Annotated in this window: 21 protein-coding genes and 1 pseudogene; 6 read left to right on the top strand and 16 right to left on the bottom strand. The window is 72.9% G+C overall.

The window, feature by feature from the left end; translation table 11 throughout:
- Window positions 1-12: 12 nt before the first annotated feature.
- On the top strand, window positions 13-249 hold the full coding sequence (locus ABD946_RS15415; RefSeq protein WP_345283892.1) for a hypothetical protein: 237 nt from the start codon (window positions 13-15) through the stop codon (window positions 247-249).
- A gap of 21 nt (window positions 250-270) precedes the next feature.
- Here ABD946_RS15415 and ABD946_RS15410 read toward each other — a convergent pair.
- The 6 genes and pseudogenes from ABD946_RS15410 to ABD946_RS15385 all read right to left on the bottom strand — a co-directional run bounded on the left by ABD946_RS15410 (window position 271) and on the right by ABD946_RS15385 (window position 6,198).
- Window positions 271-1,540 (bottom strand): annotated as a pseudogene (locus ABD946_RS15410) (geranylgeranyl reductase family protein).
- Window positions 1,541-1,641: 101 nt separating this feature from the next.
- Window positions 1,642-2,334, bottom strand: coding sequence for a demethylmenaquinone methyltransferase (locus tag ABD946_RS15405; protein ID WP_345283890.1), 693 nt, complete (start codon window positions 2,332-2,334; stop codon window positions 1,642-1,644).
- A gap of 122 nt (window positions 2,335-2,456) precedes the next feature.
- Window positions 2,457-3,038, bottom strand: a complete 582-nt coding sequence (locus ABD946_RS15400) for a hypothetical protein (protein WP_345283888.1) — start codon at window positions 3,036-3,038, stop codon at window positions 2,457-2,459.
- Between the two features lie 208 nt (window positions 3,039-3,246).
- Complete coding sequence (locus ABD946_RS15395; RefSeq protein WP_345283886.1) at window positions 3,247-3,864, bottom strand: amidohydrolase family protein; 618 nt, start codon at window positions 3,862-3,864, stop codon at window positions 3,247-3,249.
- 17 nt (window positions 3,865-3,881) lie between these two features.
- Window positions 3,882-5,090 carry a cyclic dehypoxanthinyl futalosine synthase gene (gene mqnC / locus ABD946_RS15390; RefSeq protein ID WP_345283884.1) on the bottom strand — a complete coding sequence of 403 codons (1,209 nt, stop codon included), beginning with the start codon at window positions 5,088-5,090 and terminating at the stop codon, window positions 3,882-3,884.
- Window positions 5,091-5,340: 250 nt separating this feature from the next.
- A complete protein-coding gene (locus ABD946_RS15385; protein WP_345283978.1) occupies window positions 5,341-6,198 on the bottom strand; it encodes a menaquinone biosynthetic enzyme MqnA/MqnD family protein in 858 nt (285 codons plus the stop codon).
- A gap of 334 nt (window positions 6,199-6,532) precedes the next feature.
- Here ABD946_RS15385 and ABD946_RS15380 point away from each other — a divergent pair, with 334 nt between their 5' ends.
- Window positions 6,533-6,736, top strand: coding sequence for a cold-shock protein (locus tag ABD946_RS15380; protein ID WP_345283882.1), 204 nt, complete (start codon window positions 6,533-6,535; stop codon window positions 6,734-6,736).
- Between the two features lie 152 nt (window positions 6,737-6,888).
- On the opposite strand, the gene ABD946_RS15375 is transcribed toward ABD946_RS15380, so the two are convergent.
- A complete protein-coding gene (locus ABD946_RS15375) occupies window positions 6,889-7,341 on the bottom strand; it encodes a DUF1453 domain-containing protein (protein WP_345283880.1) in 453 nt (150 codons plus the stop codon).
- An 88-nt stretch (window positions 7,342-7,429) separates the two neighbouring features.
- Between ABD946_RS15375 and ABD946_RS15370 the strand changes: the two genes are divergently transcribed.
- On the top strand, window positions 7,430-8,032 hold the full coding sequence (locus tag ABD946_RS15370) for a TetR/AcrR family transcriptional regulator (RefSeq protein ID WP_345283878.1): 603 nt from the start codon (window positions 7,430-7,432) through the stop codon (window positions 8,030-8,032).
- A gap of 82 nt (window positions 8,033-8,114) precedes the next feature.
- On the opposite strand, the gene ABD946_RS15365 is transcribed toward ABD946_RS15370, so the two are convergent.
- The gene (locus ABD946_RS15365) at window positions 8,115-9,431 is read right to left on the bottom strand and encodes a dicarboxylate/amino acid:cation symporter (protein WP_345283876.1); all 1,317 of its coding nucleotides are present in this window, start codon (window positions 9,429-9,431) and stop codon (window positions 8,115-8,117) included.
- A 308-nt stretch (window positions 9,432-9,739) separates the two neighbouring features.
- Window positions 9,740-11,098 carry a penicillin-binding transpeptidase domain-containing protein gene (locus ABD946_RS15360; RefSeq protein ID WP_345283976.1) on the bottom strand — a complete coding sequence of 453 codons (1,359 nt, stop codon included), beginning with the start codon at window positions 11,096-11,098 and terminating at the stop codon, window positions 9,740-9,742.
- A gap of 265 nt (window positions 11,099-11,363) precedes the next feature.
- Between ABD946_RS15360 and ABD946_RS15355 the strand changes: the two genes are divergently transcribed.
- Window positions 11,364-12,563: an MFS transporter gene (locus ABD946_RS15355; RefSeq protein ID WP_345283874.1), complete on the top strand. Its 1,200-nt coding sequence runs from the start codon at window positions 11,364-11,366 to the stop codon at window positions 12,561-12,563.
- A gap of 207 nt (window positions 12,564-12,770) precedes the next feature.
- On the opposite strand, the gene ABD946_RS15350 is transcribed toward ABD946_RS15355, so the two are convergent.
- The 6 genes from ABD946_RS15350 to ABD946_RS15325 all read right to left on the bottom strand — a co-directional run bounded on the left by ABD946_RS15350 (window position 12,771) and on the right by ABD946_RS15325 (window position 18,412).
- A complete protein-coding gene (locus ABD946_RS15350; RefSeq protein ID WP_345283872.1) occupies window positions 12,771-13,835 on the bottom strand; it encodes a LacI family DNA-binding transcriptional regulator in 1,065 nt (354 codons plus the stop codon).
- Window positions 13,836-13,852: 17 nt separating this feature from the next.
- Window positions 13,853-14,185 carry a DUF4229 domain-containing protein gene (locus tag ABD946_RS15345; protein WP_345283871.1) on the bottom strand — a complete coding sequence of 111 codons (333 nt, stop codon included), beginning with the start codon at window positions 14,183-14,185 and terminating at the stop codon, window positions 13,853-13,855.
- 97 nt (window positions 14,186-14,282) lie between these two features.
- Entirely contained in the window at window positions 14,283-14,810 is a 528-nt protein-coding gene (locus ABD946_RS15340; RefSeq protein ID WP_345283869.1) for a GNAT family N-acetyltransferase, read from the bottom strand.
- Between the two features lie 11 nt (window positions 14,811-14,821).
- A complete protein-coding gene (locus ABD946_RS15335; RefSeq protein ID WP_380149442.1) occupies window positions 14,822-16,177 on the bottom strand; it encodes an MFS transporter in 1,356 nt (451 codons plus the stop codon).
- Window positions 16,178-16,351: 174 nt separating this feature from the next.
- The gene (locus ABD946_RS15330) at window positions 16,352-17,596 is read right to left on the bottom strand and encodes an MFS transporter (RefSeq protein WP_345283867.1); all 1,245 of its coding nucleotides are present in this window, start codon (window positions 17,594-17,596) and stop codon (window positions 16,352-16,354) included.
- Window positions 17,597-17,941: 345 nt separating this feature from the next.
- Window positions 17,942-18,412, bottom strand: coding sequence for an ATP-binding protein (locus tag ABD946_RS15325; protein ID WP_345283865.1), 471 nt, complete (start codon window positions 18,410-18,412; stop codon window positions 17,942-17,944).
- Window positions 18,413-18,818: 406 nt separating this feature from the next.
- Between ABD946_RS15325 and ABD946_RS15320 the strand changes: the two genes are divergently transcribed.
- Window positions 18,819-19,463: an RNA polymerase sigma factor gene (locus ABD946_RS15320; RefSeq protein WP_345283863.1), complete on the top strand. Its 645-nt coding sequence runs from the start codon at window positions 18,819-18,821 to the stop codon at window positions 19,461-19,463.
- On the top strand, window positions 19,460-20,554 hold the full coding sequence (locus ABD946_RS15315; RefSeq protein WP_345283862.1) for a maleylpyruvate isomerase N-terminal domain-containing protein: 1,095 nt from the start codon (window positions 19,460-19,462) through the stop codon (window positions 20,552-20,554). The genes ABD946_RS15320 and ABD946_RS15315 overlap by 4 nt, the downstream gene beginning before the upstream one ends.
- A gap of 27 nt (window positions 20,555-20,581) precedes the next feature.
- On the opposite strand, the gene purU is transcribed toward ABD946_RS15315, so the two are convergent.
- A complete protein-coding gene (gene purU / locus ABD946_RS15310) occupies window positions 20,582-21,448 on the bottom strand; it encodes a formyltetrahydrofolate deformylase (RefSeq protein ID WP_345283861.1) in 867 nt (288 codons plus the stop codon).
- Window positions 21,449-21,527 lie beyond the last annotated feature (79 nt).

The raw sequence follows: 21,527 nt of genomic DNA, 5'->3' as shown, positions 1-21,527 counted from the left end.
CGGACGGGAGCATTGCCGTCCGCCGACGCCCCCAGCAGAATCCGGGGCACCGCGAGGGCTGCCCTGGAGCAGGCCAGGACGACGGCCGCGGCCGAGAGGGCGCAGCGGGCCTCCGGCCGGGCCTTCCACCTCCTGGAGGCGGCCGTCCACGACACCGAGCGCGCCGGCCAACTCGACCGCGCCGTCATCGAGTTCTGGGACGCGGTGTCGGCCTTCGCCACCACGGCCCGCACCGCCCTGCATCCCTGATCGGTACGGGCCCGTCGAGCGTCAGGCGTTGGGGGCGACCTTGGCGAGGCCGTTGATGATGCGGTCCATGGCGTCGCCGCCCTGGGGGGTCGGTGAGGTTGGCGAGCATCTTGAGGACGAACTTCATCAGGACCGGGTGGGTGAGGCCGCGCTGGGTGGCGAGCTGCATCACCTTGGGGTTGCCGATGAGCTTCACGAAGCCGCGGCCGAGGGTGTAGTAGCCGCCGTAGACGTCCTTGAGGATGCGCGGGTAGGCCTGGAGGGCGCGCTCGCGGCCCTCGGGGGTGATCCGGGCGTGGGCCTGGACGATGACGCCGGCCGCGATCTGGCCGGACTCCATGGCGTAGGCGATGCCCTCGCCGTTGAAGGGGTTGACCATGCCGCCCGCGTCGCCGACCAGCAGCAGGCCCCGGGTGTAGTGCGGCTGGCGGTTGAAGGCCATCGGGAGGGCGGCGCCGCGGATCGGGTCGGTCATGTTCTCGGGGGTGTAGCCCCACTCGGCGGGCATCGAGGCGCACCAGGCCTTGAGCACCTCGCGCCAGTCCAACTCCCCGAACGCGGGCGAGGAGTTGAGGATGCCGAGGCCGACGTTGGAGGTGCCGTCGCCCATGCCGAAGACCCAGCCGTAGCCGGGCAGCAGCTTCTTCTCGCCGCCCCGGGTGTCCCAGAGCTCCAGCCAGGACTCGAGGTAGTCGTCGTCGTGCCGGGGCGAGGTGAAGTAGGTGCGGTAGGCGACGCCCATCGGGCGGTCCTCGCGGCGGTGCAGGCCCATCGCCAGCGAGAGCCGGGTGGAGTTGCCGTCGGCCGCGACCACCAGCGGGGCGCGGAAGACCACCGGGCGCTTCTCGTCGCCCAACTTGGCGGTGACGCCCACGATCCGGCCGCTGCGGTCGTCCAGCACCGGGCCGGTCACGTTGCACTTCTCGTACAGCCGGGCGCCGGCCTTCTGGGCCTGACGGGCCAGCAGCTCGTCGAAGTCGGCGCGCTTGCGGACCAGGCCGTAGTCCGGGTACGCGGAGAGCTCCGGCCAGTCCAGCTCCAGCCGGACGCCGCCGCCGATGATCCGCAGGCCCTTGTTGTGCAGCCATCCGTTGGAGGTGGAGACGTCGATGCCCATGTCCACCAACTGCTTGGTGGCGCGCGGGGTCAGACCGTCGCCGCAGACCTTCTCGCGCGGGAACTCGGTCTTCTCCAGCAGCAGGACGTCCAGCCCTGCCTGGGCCAGGTAGTAAGCGGTGGTGGCCCCGGCCGGGCCGGCCCCGACCACGATCACGTCGGCGGTGCTCTCCACCGTCTCGCTGGACTCGCTGCTCAGGTCAACTGCGGTGTCGGACACGGCTGGGCACACTCCACTACGTCAAGACTGCGGGCTCGGTCGAGTCTAGTCAGGCCTTACGCCTTGAAGCCCCGGTGCAGCGCGACGATGCCGCCGGTGAGGTTGCGCCAGGCGACGCGCTGCCAGCCGGCCTGCTGCAGGCGGGTGGCCAGGGCGGGCTGGTCCGGCCAGGAGCGGATGGACTCGGCGAGGTAGACGTAGGCGTCCGGGTTGGAGCTGACGGCGGTCGCCACCGGGGGCAGGGCGCGCATCAGGTACTCGGTGTAGACGGTCCGGAACGGCGTCCAGGTGGGGGTGGAGAACTCGCAGATCACCACCTTGCCGCCGGGCTTGGTGACCCGGTGCAGCTCGCGCAGCGCGGCGTCGGTGTCCTGCACGTTGCGCAGGGCGAAGGAGATGGTGGTGGCGTCGAAGCTGTCGTCGGCGAACGGCAGCTTGGTGGCGTCGCCCGCGGTCAGCGCCAGCTCGGGGTGGCGCTTCTTGCCCTCGCCCAGCATCCCGATCGAGAAGTCGCAGGGCACGACCTCGGCCCCGGCCTCGGCGAACGGCAGCGAGGACGTCCCCGTGCCGGCCCCCAGGTCGAGCACCCGCTGCCCGGGCCCGGCACCCACCGCCTCGGCCACCGCGCGGCGCCAGGCCCGCGCCTGGCCGAGGGAGAGCACGTCGTTCGTACGGTCGTACTTCGCGGCGACGTCGTCGAACATCGCGGCGACTTCGTGCGGCTGCTTGTCCAGGGAGGCTCGGGTCACGACCCCATTGTTCACCACCGGCGCGCGGACCTGGGAGGAGGTCCGGCGGCGGGGCGGTGAAGGCTGCCCCGAGGGGCGCTGCCGGACGGCCGGCGGACGACCGCGAAGCGTCCGACAGCGGGTCAGCGCAGCGCGCGGCGGCCGGACTTGCGGCGCCGCCGGGAGCGCTTGCCGTGGCTGATCGCGGGCATCCCGGTCCCGAAGGACTCGGAGGCGAAGGCGACCGTGGTGCGCGGCCGGCTGCGCCGCGACCGGGCGGCTCCCCGGCGGTGCAGCCAGATCCGGTGGCAGCTGAAGGCGAGCAGCAGCAGCGCGACCGGGACGCTGATCCGGGCCAGTCCGACCCCGGCGGGCTGCGGGTAGCGCTTGCCGCAGGCGCGGACCGCGCCGGGGTCCTCGCCCGCGTACTCCAGACAGATCCGGTCGCCGACCCGGGCGTCCTCGGGGAGCCCGAGGTCGGTGGCGGTCAGGGTGCGGCCCGCGGCCTGGTAGTTGACGGAGCTGTAGGTGCCGGTGCCGGCGGCGAGCTGGGTGACGGTGCCCTGCACCTTCACCGGGTCCGCGTTGATCCGGTCCGCCTGGTCGGCCTGGCGCCAGCCGAGCAGGCACATGCCGGTCGCGAGCACCGCGCTGAGCACGGCGGCGAGGTACCAGCCTCGACCGAGGCGCGAGCTGCGCGGGTGGGTTGCGGTCGGGGGTCGCATGGTTCCTGTCGGGGCTTGCCGGACCGGGTTGGGGACGACCCGGTGCTCAGGATGGTAACCGCTGACGGTCCCTCCGGTCACGACGAGGGACCATCAGTTCACGTGGACGAAGCGAGGGTTGGTGCGGTTATGTCCAGTTGACGGCCCGTCGAACGACGCCCCACCTGACGGAGTTCCGCCGGCCCCGTGGCAGACCGCTGGACGCCGCTCAGCGGCGGCGGTAGAGCAGCCGCCCGCCCAGGACGGTGGCCAAGCAGGCCGCCCCGCCGCGCTCCAGCTCGGCGACGGACGGCACGTCGAAGACCGCGAAGTCGGCCGGCCCGCCGACCACCAGCGGCCGGTGCACGGCCCGGGCGAGCGGACGGTCCGTCAGGGGGTCGAGACCGCCCCTGGCCCCGTCCCCCGGCACCGCGTGCAGCCCGGAGCGGGCCACCGCCGTCCGCACGGCGGGCAGCGCGAACGGCCCGGCCACCGCCGTCACCCCGTGCCCCAGCAGCCGCTGCAGCCCCAGCCGGGCGCTCGGCCCGCGCCGCTCCGGCGCCACCTCCGGCAGCTCCAGCGGCTCGCTCCCCAGCCCCTCGCGCGGGTCCGGGTGGTACGCGGTCCCCAGCAGCCACCCGGCGTACGGGTTGAGCAGACCGGGCGTCAGCAGCCCGCCCCACAGCCGCTCCCGGGCGCCTTCGCGGGCGAGGGCGGCGAGGGAGCCGTACGGGCCGAGCGCCAGCACCGTGCCGCCGTCGACCAGCACCGCCCCGTCGGGGACCGGCGGGGCGGTGGGGTCGGCCGGGTCGGCCAGCAGGAGGGCCGCCCGGTGCAGCGTACGCATCAGGTGGTGACCCCGGCTCAGGTGGTGGAGAGGATCTTCAGCTCGGGGTGCGCGGTGCCGCCCTCGATCGCCGTGGAGGCGATGTGCGAGGCCACCCGCGGGTCGACCGGGTCGTTGGCCGGGTCGTCCAGCACCCGCAGGTGCTGGTAGGTGGTGGAGCGCTGGGCCGGAGTGCGGTCGGCGGTGCGGATCAGGTGGATCAGCTCGGTCAGGTTGGACCGGTGCTTCGCCCCGGCGGCCGAGACCACGTTCTCCTCCAGCATCACCGAACCGAGGTCGTCCGCCCCGTAGTGCAGCGACAGCTGGCCGGCCTCCTTGCCGGTGGTGAGCCAGGAGCCCTGGATGTGCGCCACGTTGTCGAGGAACAGGCGGGCGATCGAGATCATCCGCAGGTACTCGAACACGGTGGCCTGGGTCCGGCCCTTGAGGTGGTTGTTCTGCGGCTGGTAGGTGTACGGGATGAACGCCCGGAACCCGCCGGTGCGGTCCTGCACCTCGCGGATCATCCGCAGGTGCTCGATCCGCTCCGCGTTGGTCTCGCCGGTGCCCATCAGCATGGTGGAGGTGGACTCCACGCCCAGGTTGTGGGCGGCCTCCATGATCTCCAGCCAACGCTCGCCCGACTCCTTCAGCGGGGCGATCGCCTTGCGCGGACGCTCCGGCAGGAGCTCGGCGCCGGCCCCCGCGAAGGAGTCCAGACCCGCCTTGTGGATCCGGGTGATGGCCTCCTCGATCGAGACCTTCGAGATCCGCGCCATGTGCTCGACCTCGGAGGCGCCGAGGGAGTGGATCACCAGCTGCGGGAAGTCCTTCTTGATCGCGGCGAACGCGGTCTCGTAGTACTCCACCCCGTAGTCCGGGTGGTGGCCGCCCTGGAACATCACCTGGGTGCCGCCCAGTTCGACGGTCTCGGCGCAGCGGCGCAGGATCTCGTCGAGGTCGCGGGACCAGCCCTTGTCGCTCTTCGGCGCCACGTAGAAGGCGCAGAACTTGCAGGCCGTCACGCAGACGTTGGTGTAGTTGATGTTCCGCTCGATGATGTACGTCGCGATGTGCTCGGTACCCGCGTAACGGCGGCGGCGGACGGTGTCGGCGGCGGAGCCGAGCGCGTGCAGCGGGGCCGACCGGTAGAGGTCCAGCGCCTCTTCCGGGGTGATCCGGCCACCGGCGGCCGCACGGTCGAGGACGGCCTGCAGGTCAGTGGCGGAAAGGTTGGTCTCGGACACCTTCGCTGGCCCTTCTTAATCTCCGACGTCGGACCGGCCCAGCCTACGCCAGCACCTGCGGACGGCCGGGCCCGGGAGGACGTGGTGCCGGGGGCGCGAGTTGGTGGTCACCCCGGGGGCGCGGGGAACTGCGCGCGGGGGAACGGCAGCACCTGCAACCGGCTGACGTGCCCTCAGTCTCAGGTGGGCCGCCTTCCGACTCGCGCAGTTCCTCGCGCCCCTGGGTCGCTGCCCTGCCGAGCGCCGGCCGTCAGACGGTCTGGAGGAGCGTCAGCTGGACGTCCGGGGCGAAGCCGGAGTCGTGGCCGACCCGGCGGGCGAACTCGGCGATGCCGGCCAGTTGGCGCTCGCCCAGGGAGAAGTCGAGGGCCTCGGTGAAGTAGCGCTCCAGCAGCGGGGCGTCGAACTCCTCCCACCGCGCCGCCTGTTCGGCGACCAGCGGAGCCTCCGTCAGCGAGAGGTCCCGCGACTCCAGGAAGGCCCGGTGCACGGCGGCCACCACCTCGGGGTGGCTCTCCGCGTACTCCCGCCGCGCGGCCCAGACCGCGAAGACGAACGGCAGCCCGGTCCACTCCTTCCACATCTCGCCGAGGTCGTGCACCGCGAGGCCCTGCTGCGGCGCCTGCTCCAGCGAGGCCCGCAGCGCCGGGTCGCCGATCAGCACGGCGGCGTCCGCGTCGGCGAGCATCAGCTCCAGGTCCGGCGGGCAGGAGAAGTACTCGGGCCGGACGCCCTCGCGCTCCTCCAGCAGCAGCCGGGCCAGCCGCACCGAGGTCCGGGAGGTGGAGCCGAGGGCGACGCGCTTGCCGTCCAGCTCGTGCAGCGGAAGCCTGCTGACGATCACGCAGGACATCACCGGGCCGTCGCTGCCGACCGCGATGTCGGGGAGGACGACCAGCTGGTCGGCGTGCCGCAGGTACTCCACGCAGGTGATCGGGCCGATGTCGAGCGCTCCGTTCACCAACTGGTCGCTCAGCTTCTCGGGGGTGTCCTTGCTGAGGTCGAGGTCGAGCAGGTTGCCGGTTCTCGCCAGGCCCCAGTACAGGGGAAGACAGTTGAGGAACTGGATATGTCCCACTCGGGGCCTTACCGCGACGGTCACGTTGATCCTTCCGAGCTGCCCGTTTGAAGCACTGTTCGCAGGGTATGCCTGCCCGGCTCCGCACCGGTCACCGGGCACCCACGACACACACGCGACACACACCTGACGTGGCTTTGGTCACCCCTGGTCGGGGCCGCCTCTGCGTGCTACGGTTCCACTCAGTTGCAGTTTGATTCCCCTTGCAGTACTTGAAGCCTGCGGAGCATGTAACCGCGGGCTTTTTGTAGTTTTTCAGCTTTATCGAAAAACTCCGGACCCACTCCGGAGGCGGGGCGATCAGCGCAGCGGACCGGATGCCACACGGTGTGGTCTCCGAAACGTCCCTCGCAAGGAGAACGGCATGGCTCAGGGAACCGTCAAGTGGTTCAACGCTGAGAAGGGCTTCGGCTTCATCGCCCAGGATGGCGGCGGCCCCGACGTCTTCGTCCACTACTCCGCCATCAACGCGAACGGTTTCCGCTCGCTGGAGGAGAACCAGGCGGTCTCGTTCGACGTCACCCAGGGCCCGAAGGGCCCGCAGGCGGAGAACGTCACCGCTATCTGATTCATCCTCCCGATGATCTGATCGCTCTGGACCCCTGTTTGGGTCCGGCAACGGCCCGACGGGCCGTCAAGCAAGAGCATGACGAGCAGTACCAAGGGGGCCCACCGCGTCTTCGGACCCGGCCGGGCCCCCTGCCTTTTCCCGACGCGGCCTCAGGACCGGGCGAACGGCGTCCCGGTGGCCGGCCCGCGCAGCACCAGGACCGCCGACTCCCCCAGGAAGCTGACCCCGAGGCCGAGTTCGGTCGGCCGGGCCTCGTGGTGCAGACCGAGGCGGGTGGCGAGCACGCCGTAGCCGGCCATCGTGGCGGCGGAGAGCAGCAGCACCGCGAAGGTGCGGACGGTGTAGTGCTGGTGCAGCACCCCGTTCCTGACGGAGAGCCGGACGGTGGCGCCGCGCAGCGCGCCGGAGCCGAGGCCGAGCAGCAGGCCCGGGACGGCCAGGGCGTAGTCGGCGGCCGTGAGCCCCTCGGCCCGGACCAGCGAGGCGAGACCGAGGGCGGTCAGGACGGCGGGCACCGCCACCAGGCCCCGCAGGTCCAGCACTTCACCGCGCACCCGCCGCACCGACACGACCACCACCCCGGCGAGCACCAGCGCAGCCACCAGCCAACCGTTCACGTCACACCCCCGTTTTCGTAGCACGCCCGTGCCACGAAGAAGGAATGTAGCTCACCCGTGCTATAACGACAACATGCCGAAGATCGTGGACCCGGACGAGCGCCGCGCCGCCGTCGCCGCGGCCGTCCTCCGGGTCGCCGCCCGGGACGGCCTGGCCGCCGCCTCGCTGCGCAACGTCGCCGAGGAGGCCGGGCTGGCGATCGGCTCGGTCCGGCACTACTTCGCCGACCACGACGAGCTGATCCTGTTCACCATGCGGGAGTTGGTCGGCCGGATCGACGCCCGGGTCACCGCCGCCGTCCGCCGGCTGCTGGCCGACACGGGCACGGACCACCGGCTACGGGCCGAGGCCCTGCTCGCGGAGTTCCTGCCGCTGGACGCCACCCGCCGCGAGGAGGCCGAGCTCTGGCTCGCCTTCACCACCGCCGGCCACACCCGCCCCCACCTGCGGCCCTACGCCCGCGAGCTCCAGGACTCCCTGCGCACCGTGCTGGCCAGGGTCCTGACGGGCGGCATCGCCTCCGGCGCCCTCCCCGCCTCGCTGGACGTCGAGTTGGAGGCGCACCGCCTCTCCGCCCTCCTCGACGGCCTCACCTTCCAGGCCGTCCTGGAGCCGGACCGCGTCACCCCCGCCCTGATGCGCCGCGTCCTGCACTCCCACCTGCGCTTCGGCTGACCGCCTGCTGACGGGCCGCCGGCGGCCACAGCACGACGGCCCGCCTCCCCGGTGGGGAGACGGGCCGTCAGGCGAGGGAGCGTCAGGCCGCGACGGCGACCTTCTCGCGCGGGGCGTCCTCGGTGAGGAGGTCGCCCGTCGGGTTGTTGTAGGCGGTGAGGTCGAGGGTCTTCTCGCGGGCGGAGACCAGGATCGGGACGACCGACTGACCGGCCACGTTGGTGGCGGTGCGGATCATGTCGAGGATCGGGTCGATGGCCAGCAGCAGGCCGACGCCCTCCAGCGGGAGGCCCAGGGTGGAGAGGGTGAGGGTCAGCATCACGATCGCGCCGGTGAGGCCGGCGGTGGCCGCGGAGCCGATGACCGAGACGAAGGCGATCAGCAGGTAGTCGCCGATGCCGAGGTCGATGCCGTAGACCTGGGCGACGAAGATCGCGGCCAGCGACGGGTAGATCGAGGCGCAGCCGTCCATCTTGGTGGTGGCGCCGAAGGGGACGGCGAAGGAGGCGTACTCGCTCGGGACGCCGAGCCGCTCGGTGACCCGGCGGGTGACCGGCAGGGTGCCGACGGAGGAGCGGGAGACGAAGGCCAGCTGGATCGCGGGCCAGGCGCCGCGGAAGAAGTTGACCGGGTTGAGGCCGCCGGCGAAGCGCAGCAGCAGCGAGTAGACGCCGAACAGGACGATCGCGCAGCCGACGTAGATGTCGATGGTCAGCGTGGCGAACGGGCCGAGCAGGTCCCAGCCGTACTTGGCGACGGACTTGCCGATCAGGCCGAGGGTGCCGAGCGGGGCGAGCCGGATGACCCACCACAGGGCGGTCTGGGTGAGGTCGAGGACGGACTCGCTGAGCTTGCGGACCGGCTCGGCCTTCTCGCCGATCTTCAGGATGGCGGCGCCGACCACCACGCCGAGGAAGACGATCTGGAGGACGTTCACCTCCAGGAAGGCGTCGGCGATGTTGGTCGGGACGATGCCGGTCAGGAAGTCGACCCAGGTGCCCGCGTCCTTGGGGGCCTTGAGGCCCTCGGTGGAGAGCGAGGCGCCCTTGCCCGGGTCGGTGAGCAGGCCGAGGCCGAGGCCGACGCCGACCGCGATCAGCGAGGTGATCAGGAACCAGAGCAGGGTGCGGCCGGCCAGCCGGGCGGCGTTGGTGACGTTGCGCAGGTTGGCGACCGAGACCACGATCGCGGTGAAGACCAGCGGCGGGACGGCCAGCTTGAGCAGCTGGACGAAGGTCTTGCCGATGGTGTCCAGGGTGGTGGTCAGCCAGGACACGTCCTGGACCCGGGCGACGTAGCCCAGGAGGAGGCCGAGGACCAGGCCGCCGACGATCTGCACCCAGAACGGGGTCTTGCGGACCTTCTGCAGGAAGGAGGGCGCGGGGGCTGCTGTGGACATGGGAATGCGGCTCCGGGGGGAGTGGGGTGGGGAGAGTGACCTGGGGCGACGGGCGACACGGCTGTACGGAGAGCGGGGAGGAGCTCAGGCGCGACGTGCCGCCGGGATACAGCTGACGCAGCGACAGCCGTTGTCCACAGCGGTGAGCAGGCACGCGGAGGGCGCGAGCGGGGTGCTCGCGTCACGCATCCGGAAGGCGCCTGGGGTGGTCATGGCCAGTACAGTAGCAACAAACCTTTGAGATGTTCAAAGTACTACTTTCAAATGTGACCACGAACCACCCAGGGACGGTCAGGTCCGCTCGTCCACTACCTCAGGTAGGACTGGGTCATGGCCTTGGTCACCGGGCCCGCCAGCCCGCCGCCGGTGATCTCGTCCCGGTCCTTGGAGCCGTTGAGCACCACGGCCGCCGTGGCGATCTTCTTGCCCTTGCCGTCCTCCGCGTAGGAGGTGAACCAGGCGTACGGGATGCCGGAGTTGTCCACGCCGTTCTGCGCGGTGCCGGTCTTGCCTCCGACGGTGAGGCCGGGGACCCGGGCCGCCCTGCCGGTGCCCTGCTCGACCACGGTGGCCATCGCCGAGCGCAGCTGCTCCGCCGTCCGCGCGCTCATCGCCTGCGACTGCCGCTCGGGGTCGAACTGCTGGACGGTGCGGCCGGAGTGGTCGGTGAGGCGGTCCACCTCGAAGGGCTTCATCAGCACCCCGTCGTTGGCGATCGCCGCCGAGACCATGGCCATCTGCAGCGGGGTGGCCGTCACCGAGAACAACTTCTTTGCCTGGTCGGTGAGTTTCCCCTCGCCGAGGTCGGCCGCCGCCTTGGCGAAGACGTTGTTGCAGGAGTACTGCAGCGCGGTCCGCAGGGTGGCGTTCAGACAGGGCGCGGAGGCGTTCTCGTTGGTCAGCACGGTGCGGGTGTTCGGCAGGGTGTACGGGTTGGGGCTGTCGGTCGGGGTGTCCACGTCCCGGTAGAGGCCGTTCTCCAGCGCGGCCGCGGCCACCACCAGCTTGAAGGTGGAGCCGGGGGCCAGCGTGGTGCGCAGCGCGCCGTTGACCATCGCCTTCCCCTGGTCCGCACTGAGCCGCTGCCACTCCCGCCCGGCCGCCCCGTCCCGCCCGGTGATCCCTGACGGGTCGTAGGACGGGGTGGAGACCAGCGCCAGGATGCGGCCGGTCGCCGGGTCGATCGCCACCGCCGCGCCCTGCTTGCCGCCGAGCGCGTCCCAGGCGGCCTTCTGCACCGCCGGGTCGATGGTGGTCACCACGTCGCCGCCGGCCGGGCGGGTCCGGGTCAGCTGGTCGGTGAGCCGGTCGACGGGGCCGGCCAGCCGGGGGTCGGAGCCGTCGAGCAGGTCGGCGTAGAGGTTCTCCAGCTGGTTGCTGCCGTAGGCCTGGGAGGTGTAGCCGGTGACGGGGGCGTAGAGCGGGCCGTCCGTGTAGCTGCGCTTGTGGGCCAGCGTGCCGTCGGTGGCGGTCGAGCCGGTGACGGGCTGCCCGCCGACCAGGATGTTGCCGAGCGGCTGGGAGTAGCGGTCGATCGTCGTCCGCGCATTGGCCGGACTGCCCGCGTACTCGTCGGCCTTGGCCACCGCGAGCCAGGTGGCGCGGGCCATCAGGGCCAGCACCAGCAGCAGGCAGAACAGCGAGGCCCGCCGCAGCGGGGTGGCCATCGAATCCCGGCTCGCGCTCTTCTTCATCCGTTCCGTCCCGCCGCCCGGCCGCGGCTTCCCTTCCGCGCGGCGGCTGGTCGCGGCCGGTGTCCCTGGCGGCCTGGTGCGTCATCAGCTGTCGGGTTGTCAGACGACGAACGACCGGGCCCGGTTCCCGGCCGGGGGCCGGGGCTCGATTGACCGCAGTGTGGTTATACGTATAACTTGAGGGCTCACCACCCCTTGCCACCCCCGTGCCCACGCCTGCCCCGGGAGACCGAATCCGATGGGCTACCTCGCCCTGCTCCGCGCCCCCCACGTCACCCGTCTCCTGGGCGGCACCCTGCTCGGCCGCCTCCCCGCCGGGATGACCGCCCTGGTGATCGCCCTCGCCCTGCGCGAGGCCGGCACCCCGTACAGCCGGATCGGGCTGGCCACCGCCGCGTACGCGATCGCCGCCGCGATCGGCGGGCCGGTGCTCGGCCGGATCGTCGACCGGACCGGGCAGCCCCGGGTGCTGCTGGCCTCCGCCGTGGTGGCCGGCGGCGGCTACGCGCTGCTCGCCCTGGCCCCCGGCTCGGCCTGGGCCGCCCCGCTCGGAGCAGCGGTGGCCGGGCTGGCGATGCCGCCGCTGGAGCCCTGCCTGCGCTCGCTCTGGCCCGAGGTGGTGACGGAGGACCAGCTCGACACCGCCTACGCCTTCGACTCCGCCACCCAGCAACTGCTCTACGTGGCGGGCCCGTTGGCCGTCGCCGGGATCGCCGCCGGGGCCTCCCCCACCGTCGCCCTGTGGACCGCCGCCGGGCTCGGCCTGCTCGGCGCCCTGGTGGTCGCCACCTCCGCCCCCTCCCGCGCCTGGCGCGCCCCGGCCCGGCACGCCTCCTCCGGCCTGCTCGGCCCGCTGCGCTCCCCCGGCCTGGTCCTGCTCCTGCTCGGCCTGGCCGGCGCCGGCTGGGCGGTCGGCGCGCAGAACGTGCTCTTCATCGCCTACGCCGAGCAGCACCCCGGCGCACTCCCCGGCGGCGCCGGGACCCTGCTGGCGCTGGCCGCCCTCGGCGGGCTGCTCGGCGCCCTCGGCTACGGCGCCGTGAAGTGGCGCAGCTCCACCGCGACCCGCACCTGGGTGCTCGCCCTGGCCATGGCCGCCTCCTACCTGCCGCTGCTGCTGCTCCCCTCCCCCGGCGTGATGGCGGCGCTGGCGCTGCTCTCCGGGATCGGGCTCGCCCCGCTGCTGGCGGCCGCCTTCGTACTGATCGCCGAGCTGGCGCCGACCGGCACCGTGACCGAGGCCTTCGCCTGGCTGATCACGCTGTTCGCCACCGGCAACGCGGCGGGCTACGCCGTCTCCGGCGCGCTGGCCGAATCCGCCCTGGCCGGCGTCGCCCTCTGCGCGGCCGGCGGCATCGCCCTCGGCGGCCTCCTCCTACTGGCCGCCCGCCGCCTCTTCCACCCGATGCCGGCTCCCGCGCTGGTCGCGGCCGCATGACGAGAGTGGTCACACCGGGGGCGCGAGGCTCTGCTGATCTGCGGCTCCGCCGCGGGGCGCGCGGGGGAACGGCAGCAGCTGCAACTGGCTGACGGAGCCTCAGCTGCAGGTGAGCCGCCTTCCGATTCGCGCAGTTCCTCGCGCCCCTGGTGGCGCAGCCTCGTGTGCCCCTTCGGGTGCGTCAGCCGTGGCGGCCCCGGCGGGGGGTCAGGCGACCGGCCGGGTGGAGCTCCGTTCGACCAGCCGGGTGGCCAACGGCGGTACGGGCTCGGCCGGCTCGCCCCGCAGCAGCGCGGCCAGCGCGGCGGCCCCGGCCCGGCCCAGCTCCTCGCCGGGCAGGTCCACGGTGGTCAGCGGCGGGGCCAGCAGGTCGGCCACCGGGATGTTGTCCATGCCGACCACCGAGACGTCGTCGGGGATCCGCAGGCCCAGCTCGGCCGCCGCCTGGTACAGCCCGGAGGCCACCACGTCGTCGTCGCAGACCACCGCGTGCGGTCGGTCCGGCCGGGAGAGCAGCTCGCGCGCGACCGCCCGGGCGGCCCGCTGACCGTCGTTCAGGGTGACGCCCAGCTCGATCACCTCCAGCCCCCGGGCGGCCTGCTCGAAGGCGGCCTGGCGGACCCGGAAGGTGTACGCGGAGTGGGTCGAGCGCAGGTGGCCGATCCGCCGGTGGCCGAGCCCGGCCAGGTGCTCCACGGCCGCCCGCATGCCGCTCGCCACGTCCAGCTCCACGGTCGGCCGGGTGCGGCCGGTCTCCGGATCGGCCAGTGCCGGGTCCGCGTCCAGGAAGACCACGGGGGTGCCGGAGGGCAGCGCGCCCAGTTGGCTGTCGTCCGGCGAGCAGACCAGCAGGCCGTCGAAGCGGCTGGTGGTGGCGGCCTCGGCCAGCGTCGCGCTCCCCCAGCCCGAGCTGACCACCACGGCCAGCCCGTGCCGGCCGGCCTCCTCGTGCACCCCGACCAGCACCCGGCCGAAGAACGGGCCGAGCATGTTCGGCACCGCCAGCAGGATCATCCCGCTGCGGCCCAGCCGCAGCTGACGGCCCGCCGCCTGCGGGCGGTAGCCCAGCTCCCGGGCCGCCTCGCGGACCCGCTCCCGGGTCGCCGGGGAGACCCGCTGCCCCGCCTCCGAACCCGAGAACACCAACGAGACCGTGGCCTGCGACACCCCGGCCAGCCGGGCCACGTCCCGCCCGGTCGGACGGCGCGGCGCGGCGCGGGGTTCGGGGGCCGGCTCGGGGATCGGCCCGGACGGGGGCACGGCGGTGGTCATCGGGCGGACGGGAGCGGTCAGTTGGCGGCGGTGCTGCGGGCCGCCTCGGCGGCGCGGGCCGCGTCGTCGGCCGCGTCCTCCTGCGCCGCGACGGCGGCCGAGCGGGCCCGGCGGGCCGCCACCTTGTCGGCCAGCTGCGCCGACATCGCGTCCCGCTGCTTGCTGAGCAGGATGTAGCTGAGCGGCGCCGAGACCACACCGGCGATCAGCACCAGGAAGACCACACCGGTGTTCCCGGTCACCGGGATGATCCCGTAGTGGCCGAGCACCAGGGAGATCAGCAGGCAGGAGAGGAAGATGCTGACCCGCATCGAGGTGTAGCGGAGCGTGGCGTGCTTCTGGCTGCTCACGGTGGTGTCCTTCACGGCGGGGGTACGGCTGGCACGGCAGTCCAGTGAAACACGACCTGACGGCCCGGAACCGCCAGGGTCCCGTGGCGGCCACCGTTCAGGCGAGCGGCAGCCACATCGTCACGTCGTCGCGGTCGTCGCCGGGCCCGACCCGGATCGCCCCGGGCACCCGGCCGACCTCGGTGTATCCGCAGCTGCCGTAGAACGCCTCCAGCCCGTGCCCGCCGCGCAGGGTCAGCCGAAGGCCCGTCAGCCCCCAGCCGGTGGCCACCCGGGCCGCCTCGCCGAGCAGCTCCGCCCCGTACCCGCGCCCCTGGAAGTCGGGGTGCACCATGACGCGCTTGAGCATCCGCCAGTGCTCCATCAGGTCGAAGCGCATCGACTCGAAGAAGAGCAGGGCCGCCAGCCGTCCGCCCTCCGGCTCGCGGCCGATCAGCAGCACGTCCGGCTGCCCCGGGCCGGTGCCGCCGAACTGCTTCTCGGCCGTCACCCAGACCTGGTCCTCCGTCACCGGCGGCACGAAGCCGACCGCGCCGCCCGCGTTGGTGACGTCCGTCCAGAGCGTGATGACCTCGGCGCGCAGCTCGGGCGTCAGCTCGGGGGCCAGGGTGAAGGAGAGCGTCATGATCCCCGAGCCTAGTCGGCGGCGACGGCCGCCTTGGGGGTGGCCTCGGCGTGTGCGTCGTGCACGTCGTGGTGGGCCTCGTGGTGCGCGTCGGCCGGGGCGGCGGGCTTGGAGATGCCGGGGCCGAGGGCCAGGCAGAGCACCACGGCCACCGCGCAGAGACCGCCCGCGGCGTACCAGGTCAGGTCGTAGTTCCCGAAGCTGTCGCGGGCCAGGCCGGCGAGGCCGGCCACCACCGCGGCGCCGATCTGGTGGCAGGCCAGCACCCAGCCGAACACCACCGGGGCGTCCGCGCCGAACTCGCGGCGGCAGAGCGCGATGGTCGGCGGCACGGTGGCCACCCAGTCCAGGCCGTAGAAGATGATGAAGGCCAGGATCGGCGGCTGGAGCGAACCGGCGAACAGCTGCGGCAGCAGGAGCAGCGAGACGCCGCGCAGACCGTAGTAACTGACCAGCAGCACCCGGGAGTCGAAGCGGTCCGTGAACCAGCCGCTGGCCACCGTCCCGACCACGTCGAAGACCCCGACCAGGGCGAGCAGGCTCGCCGCCGTGGTGACCGGCATGCCGTGGTCGTGCGCGGCCGGGATGAAGTGGGTCCCGACCAGCCCGGCGGTGGTCGCCCCGCAGATCGCGAACGAGCTCCCCAGCAGCCAGAACGCCCGGTCGGTGAGGGCGTTGCGCAGCACCCGCAGGCTGCGCAGGATCGCGCTGCCCTCCACCTTCTGAACCTCGGGCGCCTCGGTCGCGCCGTACGGCAGCAGGCCGAGGTCGGACGGGCGCTCGCGCATCAGCAGCAGCACCGGGACGGCGACGACGGTCGCGCTGATCGAGACCACCACGACGGCGGTGCGCCACCCCTGGGTCTGCACCATCCAGGCGAGCAGCGGCATGAAGACCAGGTTGCCCGCGGCCCCGGCGGCCGTCAGCACACCGGTGACCAGGCCCTGCCGGGCGGCGAACCAGCGGCCGGTGACGGTGGTGGCGAAGGCCCCCGCCATCGAGCCGGAGCCCAGGCCGACCATGACGCCCCAGCAGAGGATCAGCTGCCAGCTCTCGGTCATCATGATGGTGAGGCCTGCCCCGACCGAGATCGTCAGCAGGGCGCAGACCACCACCAGGCGGACGCCGAAACGGTCCATCAGGGCGGCGGCGAACGGGGCGGTCAGGCCGAACAGGGTGAGGTTCACCGAGACGGCGCTGGCCACGGTGGCGTGGGACCAGCCGAACTCCGCGTGCAGCGCGTCCATCATCAGACCGGGCGTGGACCGGAATCCGGCCGAGCCGACCAGCACCAGGAGGGCGACCGCCGCCACCACCCAGGCGTAGTGGAGACGTGGGGCGCGGGTGCGTTCACCGGTTCTGGTCACGGCCGACAGCGTAGGGAGCGTCGTCCGCGACGTACACGGGATATCCGTTCAACGTGCAGTCCACGACCGGTTTCCCCGGGGGCCCGAGGAACTGCGCGCAGGGGAACGGCAGCACCTGCAACTGGCTGACGGTGCATGAGCTGCAGGTGGGCCGCCTTCCGATTCGCGCAGCCCCTAGGCCACTCGCCGTAGCTTTCGCACCGGGCGTGCCAGCAGGAGCGCCGCGACGGTCAGGAGGGCGACCAGGATGCCGAGTTCGAGGGTGCGGGTGGTGCCGAAGGCGGTCGTGGCCGGGCCGGCGAGGGCGCTGCCGACGGGGAACATGCAGACGGAGCCCGCCACCTCGTAGGCGTGGATGCGGTTGAGGACCTCGCCCGGGACCTGGGTCTGGACGCTGGTGGCCCACATGACGCTCCAGAAGGTGAGGCCGACGCCCACCACGAACTGGGCCACGCCGAGCAGCCAGACCGGCCAGCCGGCCACCAGGCCGATGGGGTAGAGCGGGAACACGGCCATCGCCACCGCCCCTGCCGCGAGCGGCCGTTCGGGCTTGTAGCGGATGGCCAGCAGCCCGCCGGCCACGGTGCCCGCACCGAGGGCGCAGTTGAGCACGCCGAACACGGTGGAGCCGTGCGCGGGCACCACCAGCCCGGCCGAGATCGGCTGCAGCGGCCCCCAGGAGAAGACCGTGAAGGCCATCCAGATCAGGATCACGCCCCAGAGCCAGCTGCGGGAGCGGAACTCGTGCCAGCCGACCACCAGGTTGCGCCAGAGGCTGTCCCCGGGCGGCGGGGCCGGGACGGGGCCGAGCCGGAGGAGGAAGAGGCAGATCGCGCTGATGCCGAAGGTGACGGCGGCGATCACCATCACCCAGCCGGTGGCGGCGGCACCGACCAGGACGCCGGCCAGGGCCGGGCCGATCAGGGTGGTGAGGGCCTCGGCGGTGCGGAGCACGCCGTTGGCGCCCTGGACGTCGCGGGCCACCAGCGGGACGGTGGAGGCGGCGCCCGGCTGGAACATCGCGGCGGCGGTGCCGGCCAGCGCGAGCAGCACGTAGAGGTGCCAGAGCTGGTCGATGCCGCGGAAGAAGAGGACCGCGAGCAGCGCGCGGGTGGTGAGGTTGGTGAGGTCGGCGGCGATCATCATCCGCCGGGCGGTGAAGCGGTCGGCCAGTACGCCGCCGAAGAGCACGAAGCCGGCGAACGGGGCGAACAGGAAGGCCAGCGCGAAGCCGACGGTACCGAGGCCGTGGCCTGCACCGATCAGTCCGGCGGAGACCGCGACGGGGAGCATCGCGTCACCGAGCAGGCCGGAGCTGCGGGCGGTGAAGTAGTAGCGGAAGTTCCGGGACCAGATGGCGGGTTGGTCATCGGCGGGCGGGGCGGCGACGGCGGGGGCCTGTGTTTCGGGGAGCGTCACCCCAGCAGTTTTGGTCCAGACCACTTCGACACGCCAGCGATTTAGGGTCACGATCCCGCAGCTTCGGAGGCCGGGCGGCGGCCGCTGTTCCGCCGCCGCCCGACCGTGGGCGCGGGCCCTGAATCCCGCGCTCCGAGCGCTCCGTGCTCGCCGAGGAAGGGCCGACCGGGCGCTCGGCAGCTGCTGATCCCCCATGCTGACCGCACCCGGTGATCCCTCGGCGTCCCCTCACGACGGAGAACTGCACCCAAGAGTGATCAGTCGGATACGTCACGTCAATGGGTTGTCGGAAATTCGGAATGGTTGCGGAGCATTTACCGGGCGCGGGGGGCGCACTCCCGGTCGCTAAGCGATCAGTGCGCCCCCGGGGCCGCCCGCGCCCTCCAGCGCCGGAAGGCCCGCCGAGCAGCCCGCGATCTCGCACCAGACCCGCTTGCCGGAGCCGTCGGGGTACCAGCCCCAGCTCTCGCAGAGCAGCTCGACCAGCTCCAGCCCGCGCCCGTTGGTGGCGTCCCCGGAGGCGTGGCGCGGCACCGGGGCGCTGGTGCTGCCGTCGGCCACCTCGACCCGGACCCGGCTCGGCGCCGACGCACCGTCACCTTCGGCCAGCGGCACGGAGAGCCGGAGCACCGCCGGGGACCCGGTGTGCACCACCGCGTTGGTGACCAGCTCGGAGACCACCAGGACCAGCGTCTCGGCCAACGGGGCGTCCGGATCGAGCCCGTGGCCCTGGAACCGCGACCGCACCCACCGGCGGGCGCGCCCGACCTCGGCCGGGTCGGCCCGCACCGCCAGCTGGACCTGAAGTACCTGCACCGCTCACCACCCGCACTCGCAGTTCGAGGCCCGGTCGGACCGGCCTCGGCCCCGTCACGAATACGCCTCAGAATGGTCCGGCCGGACATTCGCAGCAAGCGCTTCGGGCATATTCCAGCGTCAGAGGGACAGCGCAGTGCATACTGTCCCGCTCACCCTGGCGACCGTCGCACCGACGGTCGTCCGGCCACCCGTGCCCACCTGCTCGTCGAGGGTGCCCCGGGCATGACGAAAGGTACCGCGCGGTGGCTCGGATCTGACGGCCGCCACGAGCGAACCACCCTTCCTACATGTGTCCACCACCACTCGAACATCGAATGGCGGTACGACCGCCACCAACTGACGAATCGAAACTTCTTCGTACGATTCCCCCCACCGGTCCACGGCTACGGGCTACCGTGGCCCGGTGGACAGCGCCGCACCGCCCCCGAGCTGGGACGAGCGGATCCAGTGGCGCCTCGCCTGCGGCGAGGAGACGGCCCTGGCCGAGCTCTACGACCGGACCGCCCCACTGGTGCACGGCCTGGCCGGCCGCATCCTGGCCGACCAGGACGCCGCCGAGCGGCTCACCCGCGAGGTCTTCGCCCACCTCTGGGAGCACCCCGAGGCCTTCGACCCGGGCCGGGGATCGCTGCGGGCCTGGCTGGCGGCGCTCACCCGGCGGCGGGCACTGGACCGCTTGCGGCTGGAGCAGGGGCCCGAGGGGGCGCCACCGCGCGGCCTGGCCTCCGGCCTGGTCGAGCTGCTCCCCGACGACCTGCGCGAGACCGTCGCCCTGGCCTGGCTGGAGGGCCACGACTACCGCGAGACGGCCCGCCGCCTGGGCATCGACGAAGCCACCGCCAAGGACCGCCTCCGTCTGGCCCTGCAGCAGCTGAGCGGTGATGACGTACGTGGTGATGCCTTCGGGGGCGCGGGGAACTGCGCGAATCGGGAGGCGGACCAGCGTGAGGTCGGGGCACGTCAGCCAGTTGCACGTGCTGCCGTTCCCCCGCGCGCAGTTCCCCGCGCCCCCGGATGCGTAGCCACCTTCCCCGAGGCGTCCACGTGACTGTCGGAGACCGGCCGCACGAGGAGTACCGGTCCCTGCTCGGGGCCTGGGCCCTGGAGGCGTGTCCGCGGCGGGAGGCGGCGGAGGTGGGCCGCCACCTGGCGGGGTGTCCGGAGTGCGCCGAGGAGGCGGCGCGGCTGCGGGAGGCCGCCGGGCGGCTGGCCGCGGAGGATCCGCTGGAGCCGTCCGAGACGCTCCGTCAGCAGGTGCTGGACTGGTGCCTGGCCCGCCGCGCGCCCGAACTCCCGGTCCCCGCCTGGGCGGCGCCCTACGCGGCGGAGACGGCCAAGCTGGACGCCCTGCTGCGCGACCTCGGCCCGCAGGAGTGGCAGGAGGTGGCCGAACTCCCGTGGCACGGCGGGGTGGAGCGCTGGCGCCCGGCCGAGGTACTGGCCCACCTGACGGCGGTGGACGGCTATCTGGCCCCGGCGCTCGGCCTGCCCGATCCCGTCCCCCGGGCGGAGCCGCCGAGGGTCCCCGCCCAGCGCTCCCCCGCGGCGGCTGTGCTGGAGCGCACCGAGCGGCTGCTGGCCGCCCGGCCGGCGCGGGAGGCGGTCGCCGTCCGGGCCCGCTGGCGGGAGCAGGGCCACGCGTTGGTGCGCGCGGCCGCGCTGCGGCCACGGGGTTCGGCCGCGGTGGACTTCGGCTTCGCCCGGCTGCCGCTGCGGGACGCCTTCGTGGACCGCGCCTTCGAGACCTGGGTGCACGGCGAGGACGTCGCCCGCGCGGTGGACTACCCCTACCCGCCGCCACTGGCCCGGCACTTGCGGCTGATGGTGGACCTGGCGGCCCGGATGCTGCCGCTGGCCCTGGCCGCCGCCAACCCGTCGGACGGCCCGCCGCAGGACGGCCGGCCCGGTCGGGTGGTCCGCCTGGTGATCGACGGACCGGCCGCCGGGGAGTGGCTGGTGCCGCTGGACGGGACGGTGCCCGAGGGGCCGCCGGTGGCCGAACTGGTGCTGGACGGGCTGGAGTTCTGTTCCCTGGCGGCCGCCCACCGGAGCCCGGAGCGGATCCCCGCCGGGCAGCACGGGGACCGCGGCGCGATCGCGGAACTGCTCAGGGCCGCGCCGCTGCTCTCCCGTCCGTGAAGCCGCGGGCCCCGGGCCGACGGGCCGTCAGGCGAAGACCACCGTGCGGCTGCCGTTGAGCAGCACCCGGCGCTCGCTGTGCCACTTGACCGCCCGGGCCAGGGCCTGGCACTCCACGTCCCGGCCGAGCGCGACCAGCTGGTCCGGCGTCACGTCGTGGGTGACCCGGGCCACCTCCTGCTCGATGATGGGGCCCTCGTCCAGGTCGGCGGTGACGTAGTGGGCGGTGGCCCCGATCAGCTTCACGCCCCGGGTGTGCGCCTGGTGGTAGGGCTTGGCGCCCTTGAAGCTCGGCAGGAAGGAGTGGTGGATGTTGATGACCCGTCCGGCCAGCGCCTTGCAGAGGTCGTCCGAGAGCACCTGCATGTAGCGGGCCAGCACCACCAGGTCGACCTGCTCGGCGGCGACCAGGTCGAGCAGCTGCTGCTCGGCCTCGGCCTTGTTCTCCCGGTTCACCGGCAGGTGGTGGAAGGGGATGCCGTAGGACTCGGTGAGCTCGCGGAAGTCGGTGTGGTTGGAGACCACCGCGGCGATCTCCACCGGCAGCGCGCCGATCCTGGTGCGGAACAGCAGGTCGTTCAGGCAGTGGCCGAACTTGGAGACCATCAGGACCACCCGCATCCGCTCGCTGCTCGGGGTGATCTGCCAGTCCATCCGGAACGAGGCGCCGATCGCGGCGAAACTGGCGCGCAGCTTCTCGGTGCTGACGGGGTGTTCGGCGGCGAAGTGCACCCGCATGAAGAACAGCCCGCTGTCGGCGTCGCCGAACTGCTGGCTGTCGATGATGTTGCATCCCGTCATGAACAGGTAGCTGGAGACCGCGTGCACGATCCCCTGCTTGTCCGGGCAGGACAGCGTGAGGACGTACTGGGCGCTGGCGGTCTGCTGGTCCACGGGACGTTCCGTTCTTCGGTCGCGGGGCGGGTCGTCCAGGCTTTCACATTCCGGACGCGCCCCGCCCCGCTGACCGCAC

This window comes from Kitasatospora albolonga, from assembly GCF_039535905.1.
Lineage (GTDB): Bacteria > Actinomycetota > Actinomycetes > Streptomycetales > Streptomycetaceae > Kitasatospora > Kitasatospora albolonga.
The sequence above is the reverse complement of the archived record's forward strand: the minus strand, read 5'-3'. Positions and strand labels throughout refer to the sequence as shown.